The organism is Kitasatospora sp. NPDC002551, assembly GCF_040296005.1.
Classification (GTDB): Bacteria; Actinomycetota; Actinomycetes; order Streptomycetales; family Streptomycetaceae; genus Kitasatospora.
On sequence record NZ_JBEOWI010000039.1, the window covers coordinates 40607 to 56325 of the forward strand.

At 72.6% G+C, this 15719-nt stretch carries 9 protein-coding genes; 7 read left to right on the forward strand and 2 right to left on the reverse strand.

What is annotated here, in order from left to right; all coding sequences use genetic code 11:
• Positions 1-118: 118 nt before the first annotated feature.
• Positions 119-850, reverse strand: coding sequence for a tyrosine-protein phosphatase (locus ABT093_RS27995; RefSeq protein WP_350569175.1), 732 nt, complete (start codon positions 848-850; stop codon positions 119-121).
• Between the two features lie 263 nt (positions 851-1113).
• Here ABT093_RS27995 and ABT093_RS28000 point away from each other — a divergent pair, with 263 nt between their 5' ends.
• From ABT093_RS28000 to ABT093_RS28020, 5 genes are all read left to right on the forward strand, one after another.
• Positions 1114-1389: a hypothetical protein gene (locus ABT093_RS28000; protein ID WP_350569176.1), complete on the forward strand. Its 276-nt coding sequence runs from the start codon at positions 1114-1116 to the stop codon at positions 1387-1389.
• Positions 1390-1617: 228 nt separating this feature from the next.
• Positions 1618-9408 carry a ricin-type beta-trefoil lectin domain protein gene (locus tag ABT093_RS28005; RefSeq protein WP_350569178.1) on the forward strand — a complete coding sequence of 2597 codons (7791 nt, stop codon included), beginning with the start codon at positions 1618-1620 and terminating at the stop codon, positions 9406-9408.
• 108 nt (positions 9409-9516) lie between these two features.
• On the forward strand, positions 9517-10053 hold the full coding sequence (locus tag ABT093_RS28010; RefSeq protein ID WP_350569180.1) for a hypothetical protein: 537 nt from the start codon (positions 9517-9519) through the stop codon (positions 10051-10053).
• 76 nt (positions 10054-10129) lie between these two features.
• Positions 10130-10750: a hypothetical protein gene (locus ABT093_RS28015; protein WP_350569181.1), complete on the forward strand. Its 621-nt coding sequence runs from the start codon at positions 10130-10132 to the stop codon at positions 10748-10750.
• Positions 10751-10753: 3 nt separating this feature from the next.
• Positions 10754-11305: an FHA domain-containing protein gene (locus ABT093_RS28020; RefSeq protein WP_350569183.1), complete on the forward strand. Its 552-nt coding sequence runs from the start codon at positions 10754-10756 to the stop codon at positions 11303-11305.
• A 67-nt stretch (positions 11306-11372) separates the two neighbouring features.
• Here ABT093_RS28020 and ABT093_RS28025 read toward each other — a convergent pair whose 3' ends face one another.
• Positions 11373-12338 (reverse strand): aminoglycoside phosphotransferase family protein, encoded by a 966-nt coding sequence (locus ABT093_RS28025; RefSeq protein ID WP_350569184.1) that lies wholly within the window; start codon positions 12336-12338, stop codon positions 11373-11375.
• Between the two features lie 64 nt (positions 12339-12402).
• Here ABT093_RS28025 and ABT093_RS28030 point away from each other — a divergent pair, with 64 nt between their 5' ends.
• Both ABT093_RS28030 and ABT093_RS28035 read left to right on the forward strand, forming a co-directional pair.
• Positions 12403-12990 carry a hypothetical protein gene (locus ABT093_RS28030; protein WP_350569186.1) on the forward strand — a complete coding sequence of 196 codons (588 nt, stop codon included), beginning with the start codon at positions 12403-12405 and terminating at the stop codon, positions 12988-12990.
• Between the two features lie 116 nt (positions 12991-13106).
• Positions 13107-15587 (forward strand): Tex family protein, encoded by a 2481-nt coding sequence (locus tag ABT093_RS28035; protein WP_350569188.1) that lies wholly within the window; start codon positions 13107-13109, stop codon positions 15585-15587.
• The last annotated feature ends 132 nt before the right edge of the window (positions 15588-15719 follow it).

Sequence of the window (15719 nt, forward strand, 5' to 3'; positions counted from 1 at the left end):
GGCTTTTTCTGTCGAATATCGATCCACCGTGCCATCTTCCGATCTAGTGGGTGATCGATTTCTTTTTCATGCGATTGTCATTCCGGAGGGCCGATGGCCGGTTCTCGCTGTCGCCGATCTACGCCGTGAGCAGCCGCTCCCGCAGCCGGTCGATCAGCACCCCGTCGACCCCGACCCGGTCGGTGACGTAGCCGTGCACCGAGCCGTGCGCGGCCGTCAGGTCCGCGAGCGCCAGCCGGATCACCTCCTCCGGCGCGCGCCCGAAGGCGGGCCAGCGCAGGGCGCGCCCCGGGTTGGCGGTGTGCCAGTCGGCCACCAGCCGGGCGGTGACCAGCTCGGTGAGCGCGAAGTCGGCGGCCACGTCGTCCTCGCCGACGCCGAGCAGCGTGAGCACCAGGGCGGCGATCAGCCCGGTGCGGTCCTTGCCGGCGGCGCAGTGGAACACGACCGGCCGCTCGGCGCCGGCGATCAGCTCCAGGGCGGTGCGGATCTCCGCGACGCCGTCCTCGGCCACCTCGGCGAACCGGTCCGCCAGGTACCGCCACGGGTCCAGCTCCGGGTCTATCTCGGCCTGGTCGTACGGCCGGTGCTCGATCGAGAGGTTGTGGTACGCCACGCCGTCCAGCTCCGGCATCCGCCCCCTGCGGGCGATCTCCCAGGGGTAGCGCAGGTCGATCACGGTTCCGATGTCCAGCGTCCGGAACCGTTCGAGGTCGGCGGCCGAGGTGAGCCGGCCGAGCGAGGAGGAACGGTAGAGCAGGCCCCAGCGGACCGCCCGCCCGTCGGCGACCGGATAGCCGCCCAGATCGCGGAAGTTGTACGGGCCCTCGAAAGTCAGGTGACGTGTCATGTTCGCACCCTATGCGGTCCCGCTCACCGCCGCCGGGGAAGGCTTTCCGGCGATCCGGCCGGACGGCCGAAAGTATCATGAACGGCGCGCGTCCGCACGTAAACTGACGATAAATCAGAAGAGTTCCGGATCCGCTGGAGGGGTCGCGCGGCCGACCGGGCCGGGCGGCGGTCCGTGTGCAATACGGCGGGGTGGTCGGCCGGTTCCGGCCGGAGGGGGGAATTGTTGTGGCGGACAAGGGGGTGTGCGGGACGACCGGGCACGTGGTCGTCGATGACGGCGTCCGGAAGGGGCGGTCCGGTCCGGTCCCGTGGTTCGGGGTGCTTCGCGAAGCGGCCTCGGGGGTGCCGGTCGTCGCGGGTCTCCCGGCGCTGCTGTTCGTCACCGTGGGGGTGGGGCCGAAGGTGGGCGTGATCGCCTTCGCGATGGTGGGCGTGTTCCTCGCCTTCGTCACCTTTGTGGCGATGGGGCGCCGGGGCGTGTGTGCCGCGAAGAAGGCGGTGGTGATGGTCTTCGGCTGGATGGAGTACGCCGTCTGACCCGGGGGCTGGGGAGGGGCCGGTGGAAACCGGGTTCGGTGGGGGAAAGGCGCCTGAATCGCCCATAGCAGTCTGTGAGATGACATGGCATCAGAATCTGCATCGTGGGCGATGCATCGTTATCCGATCGATACGGGTGGCTACCCCTGGGGCGGGTGTGGCGATGAGAGGTTCTCCGACGGGCCAGAGGGCCTGAATCGTTCATGGCACTCCTTCGAAGAGGATCTGATGTTAGGACGTTCCAAGATCCCGTCCGCGGTCGCGGACGGGACTTCCTCCCCGCGCTGGAGGCGGCCGATATCGGCCGCTCTGACGCTCGGTCTGCTCGTCCAGGGCGGTGTGGCCGCCGAGGCGCTGAGTGCCTCGCCGGCCTTCGCGGCGCCGACGCCGGCGAATCCGCAGAGTCCGCAGAATCCGCAGCCCGCGACGCCGACCGACGAGGCTCCCGACGAGGCGTCGGCGCTGCTGGCGGCCCGTCTGCAGGGGCACCGGGTCGAGGTGACCGGGGCGCGGACGGAGTTCACCACCCTGTGGGCGAACCCGGACGGGACGCTCACCTCGGACCGGTCCACCGGCCAGGTCCGGATGAAGGCCGGCGAGGACGGCAAGGAGTGGGTGCCGGTCGACACCACGCTCGTGCAGACCCCCGACGGGAAGGTGGCGCCGAAGGCGCACCCCGGCGGGCTGGTGCTGGCCGGCGGCGAGGCCGGGGTGACGGTGGGCGACAGCGCACCGGGCGCCGCGGCCAAGGCGAAGGGCGCCCCGGCGGCCGAGGCGCCGGAAGCCGGGCCCGCGGAGCCCGCCGGGCCCGCCGAGCGGGAACTGGTGAAGATCGGCTCCGGTGACCGGCAGGTCGGCTTCGGCTGGCTCGGCAAGCTCCCGAAGCCGAAGCTGGAGGGCAGCCAGGCGACCTACGTCGACGCCCGCCCGGGCGTGGACCTGGTGCTCAAGGCGACCCGGACCGGCTTCGAGCAGTTCCTGATCGTGAAGAACCGTTCCGCCGTCACGCAGACCGGCACGGTCACCATCCCGCTGGACACCACCGGCCTCAACGTCGCCCCGCAGCAGGACGGTTCGATCCAGCTGCTGGACAAGGCGACCGGCAAGGAGGCCGTGAAGATCCCGGCCCCCGTGATGTGGGACGCGGCGCTCGACGAGGCCTCGGGCGAGCACCTCAACCGGGCGCCGGTGACGATGCAGGTGCGCGGCGAGGGCGCGGACACCGAGCTGGTGTTCACCCCGGACGCGGCGTTCCTGGCCGACGAGAAGACCCGGTACCCGGTCACCATCGACCCGGTCGTGGACATCGGCCCCACCTTCGACACCTACGTCCAGAACAACGAGAACTTCGACGCCTCCGGCTCCGACGAACTCAAGCTGGGCAGCTACAACGGCAGCGTCAAGGCGCGCTCGTACCTGACGATCCCGGGCGGGTCGTTCAACGGCAAGCAGGTCATCGACGCCAAGCTGCACCTCTACAACTTCCACTCCTCCTCCTGCACTCCGAAGCAGTGGGAGGTCTGGGACGCGGGCGGCGCCGCCTGGTGGACCCGCTGGGGCAACGAGCCCCAGGGGAACCAGATGTGGACCCGGACGTACGAGACCTACGACGTCGACGGCGGGGACTCCCACCACTGCACCGCCCCGGACGGCTCCGGCTGGACGAACACCGACGTCACGGCGATGATCCGGCACTTCGCGCAGTTCGGCTACAACGACTACGGCATGCTGCTGAAGGCGACGGACGAGAACAGCAGCCTCTCCTGGAAGAAGTTCGGTTCCGCCCAGAGCGGCGCCGCGCCGTACATCTCGATCACCTACAACTCGGTCCCCAGGACCCCCGCGTCGGTCGAGATCCAGCCGTCCCAGCCGGGTAACCCGAAGTACGTCGCGGACGCCAACCCGCGCTTCCTGGCGCAGGCGGCGGACGACGACGGCGAGGCGGTCAAGGTCTACTTCGACCTGTGGCGCGGCGGCACGTTCATCGGCAGCATCCCCAAGGACACGCCGAGCGGAGCGTGGGCCTCGGTCCAGGCCTCCGACTTCGGCCTGGCCAAGCTCGACGAGGGCGTGCAGTACTCGATCTCCTCGGTGCTGGACGACGGCAAGTCCCGCTCCAACTGGGTGACCACGCCGTTCGTGGTGGACACCGTGAAGCCGGGCACGCCGTTCGTCACCTCCGCCGACTACCCGGCGGACGGGCTGTGGCACGGGGCGGCCAACCAGGCCGGTTCGTTCACCTTCTCGGCCCCGGCCGGGACGGACGACGTCGCCGCGTACGTCTACACCCTGGACGGCGGCACGGCGGTCACCGTGAACGCGGGCACCACGCTGACGACGTCGATCACCCCGACCACGGAGGGCCGGCGCGTGCTCAGCGTGCAGGCCAAGGACCGCGCGGGCAACCTCTCCCCGCCGGCCGAGTACGTGTTCCACGTCGGCCAGGCCGGGATCAGCTCGCCGGTGAACGGCACCCAGGCGGCCAAGCGGGTCAAGCTGGCCGTGGACGCGCAGGCGCAGTTCAAGCGGGTGGTGTACGAGTACCGCCGTGGTCCGGGTGCCACCGAGTACGCGGTGCCGCGGGTCAACCTGACCAAGGCGGACAACACCCCGGTGACCGAGGACAAGCCGCGTCTGGCGGACCTCGGCCCGCACGCCAACTGGAACGTCCTGGACACCCTGGGCAACGTCGGCGGTGTCGTCCAGGTCCGCGCCAAGCTGTTCCCGGAGGACGGCTCGGGCGCGGGCTACACGACGGTGTGGAACACCCTCACCGTGGACCGCAACGCCGACGGCGCCGCGAGCGCGGAGGCCGGTCCGGGTACGGTGAACCTGCTGACCGGTGACTACTCCACCAGCGCCACCGACGTCAGCGAGTTCGGGATGTCGGTGACCCGCACCTCCTCCTCGCGGGGCACGGACCGGGGCTGGCAGCCGCAGGGCGAGCGCCTGACCACCAACCAGCGCCAGATCGGCACCGACACCAACGGGTTCTCGGCCGGCCTGGCGACGCTGTCCCGCTCGACCGTCCGCGGTCACGACAGCTCGACCGACTCGCTGCTGGTCACGCCGACCGGCCAGATCGACTCCTATGCGGGCGTCGGCCCCGACAACACCCTGGCACTCGGCATGAAGCCGGGCCGCACCTACCGCCTGACCGGCTGGATCTACGTGCCGGGCTCGACCGGCCTGAACCCGGACTTCGGTGACCGGGGCCTGCGGCTCGCCGGCTTCGTGAAGGTCGGGAACGACTACACCAAGACCACTTCCGGCAAGGCCGGCTTCACCGACGGCTGGCAGCAGCTCAGCGTCGACATGACCGTTCCCAAGGACGCCACCGAGGCGTTCTTCCGTCTCTACAACGGCTTCACCGCGGCGGACAAGCAGGTCTACTTCGACGACCTGTCGCTGAGGGAGATCGTCGCGCCGTTCGGCCCGCAGTGGGCCGGCGGTCCGATGGCGGGCGGCGGTTCGGACTTCCGCTCGCTGTCGTTCCCGCAGTCCGACCTGGTCGAGATCAAGGGCAACGACGACGCCTCGCTGACCTTCGCCAAGGGCACCGACGGCACGTTCTTCCCCGAGCCGGGGGCCGAGTCGCTCACCCTGAAGGCGGTGCCGGCCACCTCCGGCGCGATCGTGCTCAGCACCAACGGCTCCTGCCTGGAGGTGCCGAACGGCGCCGCGGGCAATGGCGCCACGCTGCGGCCCGCGCCGTGCACCAGCGCGCCCAACCAGCAGTGGAGCCGGGGCGACGACCTGACGCTGCGGCTGATGGGCTACTGCCTCGACAACCCCTGGGGCGCGGTCGACAACGGCACCCAGCTGGTGCTGTGGGGCTGCAACGGCGGAGACAACCAGAAGTGGGACGTCCGCACCGACGGCATGGTGCTCAACCACCAGTCCGGCAAGTGCCTGGACGCCGACCGGGGCGCCTCGATCTGGTGGTGCTGGGCCGGCCCGAACCAGGTCTGGGACGTCCAGACCAGCGGCACCACCTACGAGCTGACCGAGCCGGACGGGACCAAGACCGTCTTCGACCGGCAGGCCGGTTCGAACAGCTACCAGGTGGTCGGCGAGATCGGCCCCGGTGCCGCCTCGGCGACCCGCTACCAGTACGACACCGCCGACGGCCGGGCCCTGGTCAAGCGGGTGATCCCGCCGGTCGAGGCCGGCGTGGACGACGTGAACCGCTGCTCGGTGGACCCGCTGCCGCGCGGCTGCGAGGTCATGGAGTACGAGTACGCCATGACGACCACCGCCACCGCCACCGCGCCCGGTGATCACCTGGACCGCGTGAAGGCGGTCAAGGTGTGGTCGTGGAACCCGGCGACCTCCCGGCAGGAGGCCGTCGAGGTCGCGCACTACGCGTACGACGACAAGGGCCGCCTGGTCGAGACCTGGGACCCGCGGCAGACCAGCCCGCTGAAGACCGGCTACGCCTACGACGACGCGGGCCGGGTCGTCCGGACCACGGCGGCGGGGCACCTGCCCTGGAACTACGACTTCGGCAAGGCCGCGGCCGACCAGGACCCGGGGCGTCTGCTGAAGGTGCGCCGCGAGGCGCTGGTCCAGGGCAGCAAGGACCAGGTCAGCGGCGAGACCGCGATCACCGTGGTCTACGACGTGCCGCTGACCCGCGCCGCGGGCGGTCCGTACGACCTGGCGGGCGCGGACGTCGCCAGGTGGGCGCAGCTGGACGCGCCGACGGACGCCACGGCCGTGTTCGACCCGGAGGACGACCCGGGCACCAGCACCGCCATCCCGGCCAAGCCGGGCGCGGACGGCTACAAGCCGGCCGCCGTGCACTACCTGAACGCCAACGGCCAGGAGGTCAACACGGCCTCCCCGTCGGTGACGCCGGGCGGTGACATCGACACCAAGGAGTACGACCGCTACGGCCACGTCGTGCGCGCCCTGGAGGCGACCAACCGCGCGATCGCGCTCGGGACCCACCCGGACGCGGCCCGGTACGCGACCGAGCTGAACCTGCCGGCGGAATCCGCCGCCCGGGCGCGGCTGCTGGACTCGCGCACCGCCTACACCGCCGACGGTCAGGACGTCGTCGAGACGCTCGGCCCGGTCTACCGCGCCTCGCTGTCCGAGCAGGTCAACGGCCAGACAACCCCGGCCACCGTCACCGCGGAAGCCGAGAAGCTGCCGCAGCTCGGGGCCACGGTGCCGGTCCAGGTCGACAGCAACTGCTGCGGCCTCACCTGGTCCGGCGGCGCGCACCTGAGCGTGCGGGCCACCGCGGCCGGCGGCTACGACGTGGTGCGCGTCAGCGTTCCGGAGGAGGGTGAGTACCTGCTCTCCGGCCAGCTGACCAAGTACAACGACCACGGCATCGTGCAGTTCGCGATCGACGGGCAGAACCTCGGCCAGCCGATCGACACCTACGCCGCCGACCCGGCGGTGGTCGCGTACGCGACGGGTCAGGCGATCCGGCTGGCGCGCGGTGACCACGAGCTCAAGCTCACCATCACCGGCACCAACCCGGCGAGCCAGGGCGAGCGCTTCCACGCCGGCCTGGACACCGTCACGCTGACCAAGACCACCGTCAACCCGACCCTCCCGGCCGGCACCTCGGTGGTGGTCCGCGACCACAACACCAACACCTACGACGAGGGCAAGCCGGACGGCCAGGCCTACCACCTGGCCACCACCGTCACCGACGGCGCCCGGCTGGAGGGCTACGCCGACGACGCCGAGCTGCGGGTCACCAAGAACGGCTACGGCACCGCGATCGGCGGCACCGCCGGCTGGGTGGTGAAGAAGCCGACCACGGTGATCACCGACGCGCTGGGCGCCAAGCTCACCACCACCACCCGCTACGACGCGCAGGGCCACCCCGAGGAGATCCGGGTCCCCGGCTCCGACGCGGCCGACGCCGGCACCACCAGGTACACCTACTACACGGCGGGGGCCAACGCCGCGAACGCGGCCTGCGGCAACCGTCCCGAGTGGGCGGGCCAGTCCTGCGTCACCGCGCCGGGTGCGGACGTCACCGGTGCGGACGCGGCGCGGATGCCGACCACGCTGCCGGTCAAGCAGGTCACCCGGTACTCGCGCACCGGCAAGCCCGAGGAGGTCGTGGAGACCAACGCGGGCAAGACCCGGACGACGGTGACCGGCTACGACGCCGTCGACCGGACGGTGTCCACCGAGGTCACCTCCGACGAGGGCCAGGCGGTGCCGAAGGCCGTCACCGCCTACGACCCGGCGACGGGCGAGGTGCTGTCGACCACGGCGGGCGGCAAGTCCGTCACCATGGTCCAGGACGTGCTCGGCCGGACGATCTCGTACACCGACGCGGACGGCGCGACCACCACCACCGAGTACGACAGGTTCAGCAAGCCGGTCAAGGTCACCGACCCGACCGGCGTCACCACCTTCACCTACGACCGCGCCAAGGAGCCGCGCGGCCTGCTCACCTCGGTGAACGACAGCAGGGCCGGCGAGTTCACCGCGAAGTACAGCCCGGACGGCCAGCTCGTCGAGCAGACCTACCCCGGCGGCATCGTCCGCAAGGACACCCTGAACGCCTCCGGCAAGGCCGTCGCCCGCAGTTACACCCGCGCCTCGGACGGCACGGTGGTCTGGTCCCAGAGCAACGACCTGTCCACCCAGGCCCAGGTGGCGAGGACCACCAGCACCAACGGCACCAAGACCTACTCCTACGACCGGTTGGGCCGCCTGGTGAAGGCCGAGCAGAGCTCGGTCGCCACCGGCTGCACGACCCGCGCCTACACCTACGACGTCCACTACAACCGCACCGCCAAGGCGACCTCCGGCCCGGCCGGGGACGGCACCTGCACCACCGCCGGCGCCACGACGGTCAACTCCGCCTACGACAGCGCGGACCGGGTCACCGACGCGGGCTACACCTACGACGCGTTCGGCCGTACGCTCACCACGCCGACCGCGGCCGTCGGCTACCGGGTCAACGACCTGGTCGCCTCCCAGGAGACCGCGACCACGAAGCAGACCTGGAGCCTCGACCCGGTCGGCCGGCTCAACGGCAGCACCACCGCCGCCAAGCAGGCCGACGGCAGCTGGTCCACCACCGCCACCCGCGTCCACCACTTCGGCACCGGCGGCGACATCCCGCGCTGGACCGTCGAGAACGCGGCCGGCGCCTGGACCCGCAACGTCCCGGGCACCGACGGCGATCTGTCCGCGACCGTCACCGACCAGGGCACCGTCAAGCTCCAGCTCACCAACCTCTTCGGTTCGGTGGTGCTGGTCACCGACACCGCCCTGACCGGCCCCGTCCTCCTCGACTCCGACGAGTACGGCAACCCGACGGCGGGCACCCCCGCCGCCCGGTACGGCTGGCTCGGCGGCAAGCAGCGCTCCGCCGAGGCCCAGGACGGCATCGTCCTGATGGGCGTCCGCCTCTACAACCCCGCCACCGGCCGCTTCCTGTCCGTGGACCCCGTCCCCGGCGGCAGCGCCAACGCCTACGAGTACTGCATGGCCGACCCGATCGGCTGCACGGACCTCGACGGGCGCAAGGGCATCAAGGACTGGTGGAAGAAGAAGGGGTCGATGGTCGTCGGCAAGACCCTCGGCGCCGTCTCGGCCACCACCGGTGTCATGGGCATCTGGGTGCCGCAGATGAAGGCGGTCTCGGCCGTGACCGGAGGCCTGTCCACCCTCTCGTACGCCTCGGGCGGCCACTGGACGGAGGCCAAGCGGCAGGCGCGCAACACCGTGCTCAACGCGGCCGTCGGCGGCTTCGGACGGTTCGCCAACGCGTCCAAGTTCGCCGGCATGGCCGGCCGGTACAACAACCTGACCAAGGGCTGGTCCGCGGGCATCTCCGGTCTCGCGAAGGCGAGCGGGGCCAGCTACGCGCCGCGCACGTTCGCGGCGAGGTTCCACAAGTACGCACCGTGGGCGATCATCGGAGGGAACCAGCTGGCGACCAAGTACGAATACGTCTACTACAACAAGGTGCAGACGACGATCAACAGCGTCACCGAGCGCTTCCGGAGGTTCCGGGACCTGTTCGCGTGATGACGGCTTCTCCGGGAAGCCTCTGAAGGATCCGAAGTAGGCGTTGCCCGGCGACCGGTCGTGTCCGGTCGCCGGGCAACGCCGTATCCGCGCAGAGAGGAGCACGGCATGGCACCGATGTACGGTCCGCTCCGGTGCGAACCGGGCGGCGCACACCTGGGGCGCGGGGAGCGCACTGCCGGGGTGCCGGTCTTCGACCGGGACGGACTGCGCCAGGAGGGGACGGAAGGCTTCCGCTGGGAGGAGATCGAGGAACTCGACGTGGAGGTCCGGGACATCGGTCTCAAGTCCCTGGTGCAGAACACCGCGATGTTCCTCCTCACGATCGGCTCGGTGACCGAGCGGGCGCCGGGGACCGAGGACTCCTACCTCTGGCTGAAGCCGGCCGGCGGGCCGCCGGTGGTCTGGCCGTTCGAGGTGCCGATGAGGTCCGAGGCCCGCTGGAGCCCGGGCGCGGTGCGCCGGTTCGTCCGCCGCCTCGACGCCACCGGCCGGCGGACCCACCTTGGCTCGCCGGAGCTGGCCGCCAGCGTGGAGGCGCTGCGGCGGGTGCCGCGGTTCCCGCCGTGGCGGCGGGACCGGGCGGTCAACCGTCTCGTCGACGCGCTGCCGGCCCCCGGCGGCCGGGCGCGGGATCGGCGATGATGGAGTGGATGTGACGGGGCGTCCGCAGGTGTGTCGCCCGCCGCGTCCCGTGCACCGCGACCGCACCGGAGGCCTCATGGAGCACCGCCGCCACCGCGCCCTCGACCGCAACCTCGCCACGTCCGCGGACCGGGCGGACTACCTGGTGGAGCTCTCCAACGTCGTGCGCCGGACCGACCTCGGCGGTCCGGCGCCGCGGTCGCTGCACCGCCTGGGCCTGGTGGTGGACGCGCTGGTGCGGCTGACCGGGGACCGGGACGTGGCGGTCTACTGCGTGGCCGACCGCAGTCTGCTGGGCGGGCGGCGGGAGTTCGCCGAGGAGGCGGACGCCCGGACGCTGGCGCGGTGGGTGGCCGAGGGGCTGGTGGAGGAGGTGCCGGACGCCGACGAACGGGTGCTGGAGATCGCCGGCATGACCGGGATCCAGGTGGTCACCGCCGACCACTACGACGACCACCGGATCGAGCACCCGTGGATCCAGGGCAACACCTGGCAGTTCCTGCGCCCGGAGGCGGCCGGCCGGGGCGCGGTGCGGCTGGTGCCGCTGGACATGGGGTACCGGACGGGCGCGGAGATCTCCAAGAAGATGGAGCTGTCGGCGCTGAAGAAGCAGGGCCTGCTGACGGCCGCCGCCAAGCCGCTGGTCGAGGTGGTCGGGCGGGCCTGGCGCTGCCCGGAGGCCCGCTGCACGCTGTAGAGCGTGCACCGGGGCGGGCGGGTGATGCTGCCGCGGATGCGCCGGGGCGTGCCGACCTGCGAACTGCACGGCGTACCGCTGCTCGACGACGGGGCCCGGCCCGGTGCCGCGCAGGTCAAGGTGGTGCTGGACGGCGAGTGCGTGGCCCGGTACACGCTGGACGAGGGGTCGCGCACGGCCGTCGGCCGGGCGCCGGGGGCGGCGCGGGACGGCATCGCGCTGCTCGGCCTGCTGGCGGCCGAGCGCGCGGCCCGGGTCAGCCGCCGGCACCTGACGGTCTCGGTGCGCGGCGGCTCGGTGACCGTGCGGGACACCAGCACCTACGGCAGCCGGATGCGGGTGGCCGGGCGGCGCGGTCACCTGGGCCCGTGGGAGCCGCTGGCACCGGGGACCGACCGGGCGTTCCGGCCGGGCGACGAGGTCGAGTTGACGCCCGGCCTGGTGCTGACCCGCAGCGGCCGCCGCTTCCCGGCCGAACTGGCCGGCACCTGGCAGGCCGAGGCGGCCCGCACCCCGTTGCCGCCGGGGGCCGCCGAGCCGACCCGCCACGTCTGACGTTCACGCGCTCCGCCGCCCAGGTGGCCTGACGTTCACGGGGCCTGACGTTCACAGGGGCTGACGCTCACACGCTGCGGTCCGCCAGGATCTCCCGGACGACGTGCCGGGCGTTGGCGGCCAGCGGCGGGTTGGTGGTGCGGTAGTAGGGCAGTTGGACGAGCGCGAGGGACAGCGCCCAGGCGCGGCCGCGTTCCCAGGTGGCGTCGTCGACGGCCAGGGTGGTGCGGTAGGCGGGGCGGGCGGTGGCCGGGAGCAGGCTCCAGGCGGGCAGCAGGTCGACGGTCGGGTCGCCGACACCCAGCAGGCCGAAGTCCAGGACGGCGCCGAGCCGTTGGCCGGTGACCAGAAGGTTGCCGGGGGTGAGGTCGCCGTGCACCCAGACGGCCGGCCCGGTGTGCTCGGGCAGCCGCAGGGCCTTGTCCCACAGGGCGGTCGCCGTCTCGGTGTCGATCACCCCGCGCAGCCGTCCGAGGGCGGCCCGGGTGGCGGCGTCGCGGCTCGACAGCGGCCCCGAACGCAGCGCCGGCGGAGCGTCCGGATCCGGTTCGACGGCGCGCAGCGCGGTGACGAAGTCGGCCAGGTCGTAGGCGAGTTGGACCGGATTGGAGACCGACCCCGGGGCCGGGTTGGTGCCGTCCAGCCAGCGCAGCACCGACCAGTCCCAGGGATAGCCGACGGTCGGCCGGCCGTCGCCGACCGGCGCCGGGACGGGCACCGGCAGCCGCCGGGCGAGGCGGGGGAGCCAGTACCGTTCGCGGCGGAGGTTCCCGGCGGCCCAGGCGGCCCGGGGGAGGCGGACGGCGAGTTCGGGCCCGAGCCGGAACATCGCGTTGTCCGTGGCGGTGGACCCGGCCTCGGCCAGCGGCAGGCCCCTCCACTGCGGGAACTGGGCGGCGATCAGCCGCCGCACCAGGCCGGTGTCGATGAGGGGTTCGTCGTCGTGCAGACGGTCGTGCAGGGGATCGTGCAGCGGGCTGTAGCGGTGGTCGTCGTCGTGCATGTGGTCGGGCGTCCGAGCGGCTGCGCACATGCCCGGCACTGTACGCCGCGACGGGCCCCGCGCTCAGGCGGATTTCGAACACTAGGGTGAGAACATGAGTATTTCGGGGAGGCGTTGGGTTTCGCGGGGGGCGCTCGGGATCGCGGCGGCGCTGGCGGGAGCCGCCGTGCTCGGCCGGGCGAACCGGGCCTCCGGCGGGCTGCTGGTGCTGCGCGAATGGCTGGACCACCCGGCGCTGTTCGGCACGCTGGTGCTCGCGCTGCTGTTCGTCGGCGTCCTGGCGTCGAACTGGAGGCCGTGGGCCAGGTTCGCCGTCGACGGTGTCATCGGCCTCATGCTGCTGGGTGCCGTACTCCTCTGGGTGTTCCTCGGGCCGCTGCTGACCGGCGGCGACGAGCGGACGATCCGCTCCGAGGCCGCGCCGGAGCGGTCGGACCGCCGCCTGGTGGTCGAGGAGGGGTACGCGCTGATCGACCCGTACTGGATCGTCTCGGTGGACGAGGGCTCCGGCCCGGGAACGCGCCGTTGGCACCTCGCGTACGTCAACGGCGACTGGCAGGGCATGCCCGAGGTCGGCTGGGACGGCCCGGACCGGATCAGGCTGGTGAAGGAGAAGGAGACCGTGCTGATCGGGCTCGGCCCGGACGGCGCTCCGGACCGCACCGTCGACGACGGCTACTGAGCGCGGCCGCGGGCGGCTCCGCCACGCCCGGGGTGCCGGGGCGGGGCGGGGGTGTCGGGGGTTGCTGCGAGAATGCCGGGGTACGGACAGCAACTCTGAAGAAGGTGACCGGCTTCGTGACCACGCCAGTCGAACAGGCGGCCCAGCGGGCCCAGCAGGCGATCGAGCGGAAGATCGCCGAGGAACTGGGCGTCCGCGAGGGGCAGGTGAAGTCGGCGGTCGAGCTGCTGGACGGCGGCGCGACGGTGCCGTTCGTGGCCCGCTACCGCAAGGAGGTCACCGGCTCGCTGGACGACGCGCAGCTGCGCACCCTGGAGGAGCGGCTGCGCTACCTGCGGGAGCTGGAGGAGCGGCGCGCCGCCGTCCTGGAGTCGATCGAGGCGCAGGGCAAGCTGGACGACGCGCTGCGCGCGCGGATCCTGGCCGCCGACTCCAAGGCGCGGCTGGAGGACATCTACCTGCCGTTCAAGCCGAAGCGGCGCACCAAGGCGCAGATCGCCCGTGAGGCCGGCCTGGAACCGCTGGCCGACACCCTGCTCGCCGACCCCACGCAGGACCCGGCCGCGCTGGCGGCGGGCTACCTGAACGAGGCGGTGGCCGACGCGCCGGCCGCGCTGGAGGGCGCGCGGGCGATCCTGGTCGAGCGGTTCGGCGAGGACGCCGACCTGATCGGCTCGCTGCGCGAGCGGATGTGGACGCGCGGGCGGATGGTCGCCACCGTCCGCGAGGGCAAGGAGCAGGAGGGCGCGAAGTTCGCCGACTACTTCGACTTCTCCGAGCCGTACACCAAGCTCCCCTCGCACCGCATCCTGGCGATGCTGCGCGGCGAGAAGGAGGAGGTGCTGGACCTCGACCTGTCCCCGTACGACGGCGAGGAGGCCGGCGACCTGCCCGGCGCCAACGACTACGAGCAGCGGATCTCCGCCCGCTTCGGCATCGCCGACCACGGCCGCCCGGCCGACAAGTGGCTGGGCGACACCGTCCGCTGGGCCTGGCGCACCCGGATCCTGGTCCGGCTCGGCATCGACCTGCGCGGCCGGCTGCGCGCGGAGGCCGAGGACGAGGCGGTGCGCGTCTTCGCCGCCAACCTGCGGGACCTGCTGCTCGCCGCCCCGGCCGGCACCCGCGCCACGATGGGCCTGGACCCGGGCTTCCGCACCGGTGTGAAGGTCGCCGTGGTGGACGCCACCGGCAAGGTGGTCGCGTACGACACGATCTACCCGCACCAGCCCGCCAACAAGTGGGACGCGGCGCTGGCGACCCTGGCGGCGCTGGCGAAGAAGCACGACGTCGACCTGGTGGCGATCGGCAACGGCACCGCCTCCCGGGAGACCGACAAGCTCGCCGAGGACCTCATCAAGCGCCACCCGGAGCTGAAGCTCACCAAGGCGATGGTCAGCGAGGCCGGCGCCTCGGTCTACTCGGCGTCCGCCTTCGCCTCGCAGGAGCTGCCGGAGCTCGACGTGTCGATCCGCGGCGCGGTCTCGATCGCCCGCCGGCTGCAGGACCCGCTGGCCGAACTGGTCAAGATCGACCCCAAGTCGATCGGCGTCGGCCAGTACCAGCACGACCTGAGCGAGGTGAAGCTCTCCCGCTCGCTGGACGCGGTCGTCGAGGACTGCGTCAACGCCGTCGGCGTGGACGTCAACACCGCCTCCGCCCCGCTGCTCACCCGGGTCTCCGGCATCACCGGCACGCTGGCCGACAACATCGTCGCCCACCGGGACGCCAACGGCCCGTTCCGCACCCGCAAGGCGCTGAAGGACGTGTCCCGGCTCGGCCCGAAGGCCTTCGAGCAGTGCGCGGGCTTCCTGCGGATCCCCGGCGGCGACGACCCGCTGGACGCCTCCAGCGTGCACCCGGAGGCCTACCCGGTGGTGCGCCGGATCCTCGCCGCGACCGGCGGGGAGCTGCGCGAGCTGATCGGCAACAGCGGGAGGCTGCGCACCCTGCGTCCGGGCGACTTCGCCGACGACACCTTCGGCGTCCCGACCGTCACCGACATCCTCGGCGAGCTGGACAAGCCGGGCCGTGACCCGCGTCCGGCCTTCCGCACCGCGACCTTCAAGGAGGGCGTCGACAAGATCGGCGACCTGGAGGTCGGCATGGTGCTGGAGGGCGTGGTGACCAACGTGGCCGCGTTCGGCGCCTTCGTCGACGTGGGCGTCCACCAGGACGGCCTGGTGCACGTGTCGGCGCTGTCGAAGAACTTCGTCAAGGACCCGCGCGAGGTGGTCAAGCCGGGCGACATCGTGACCGTCCGGGTGACCTCGGTGGACGTGCCGCGCAAGCGGATCGGGCTCACCCTGCGCCTGGACGACGAGGTGGGGCGCGGCGGCGAGGGCGGCGGGCGCGGTGGCGACCGCCAGGCCCGTCCGCCGCGCCAGGAGCGCCGCGGCGGTCAGGGCGGCGGTCAGGGTGCTCAGGGCGGTGGGCGCGGGCAGGACCGCCGCGACCGCGGTGACCGGGGCGGCTCCGGCGGGTCGGCGCCGCTGGGCAACAGCGCCATGGCGGACGCGCTGCGCCGGGCCGGGCTGGCCGGCGGCGGCGCCTCGGAGGACCGCCGCTCCGGCGACCGCCGTTCCGGGCGGCGCTGAGCACCCGGCCTTCCCGCGCGGGGGCGGCGCGGCGCGCCCCACCCCACACCCCCCCCCCCCCCCCCCCCGGGGGGCCCCCCCCCCCCCGGGGGCGCCCCCCCCCCCGGCCGCGCCCCCCCCCCGCCCGTACGG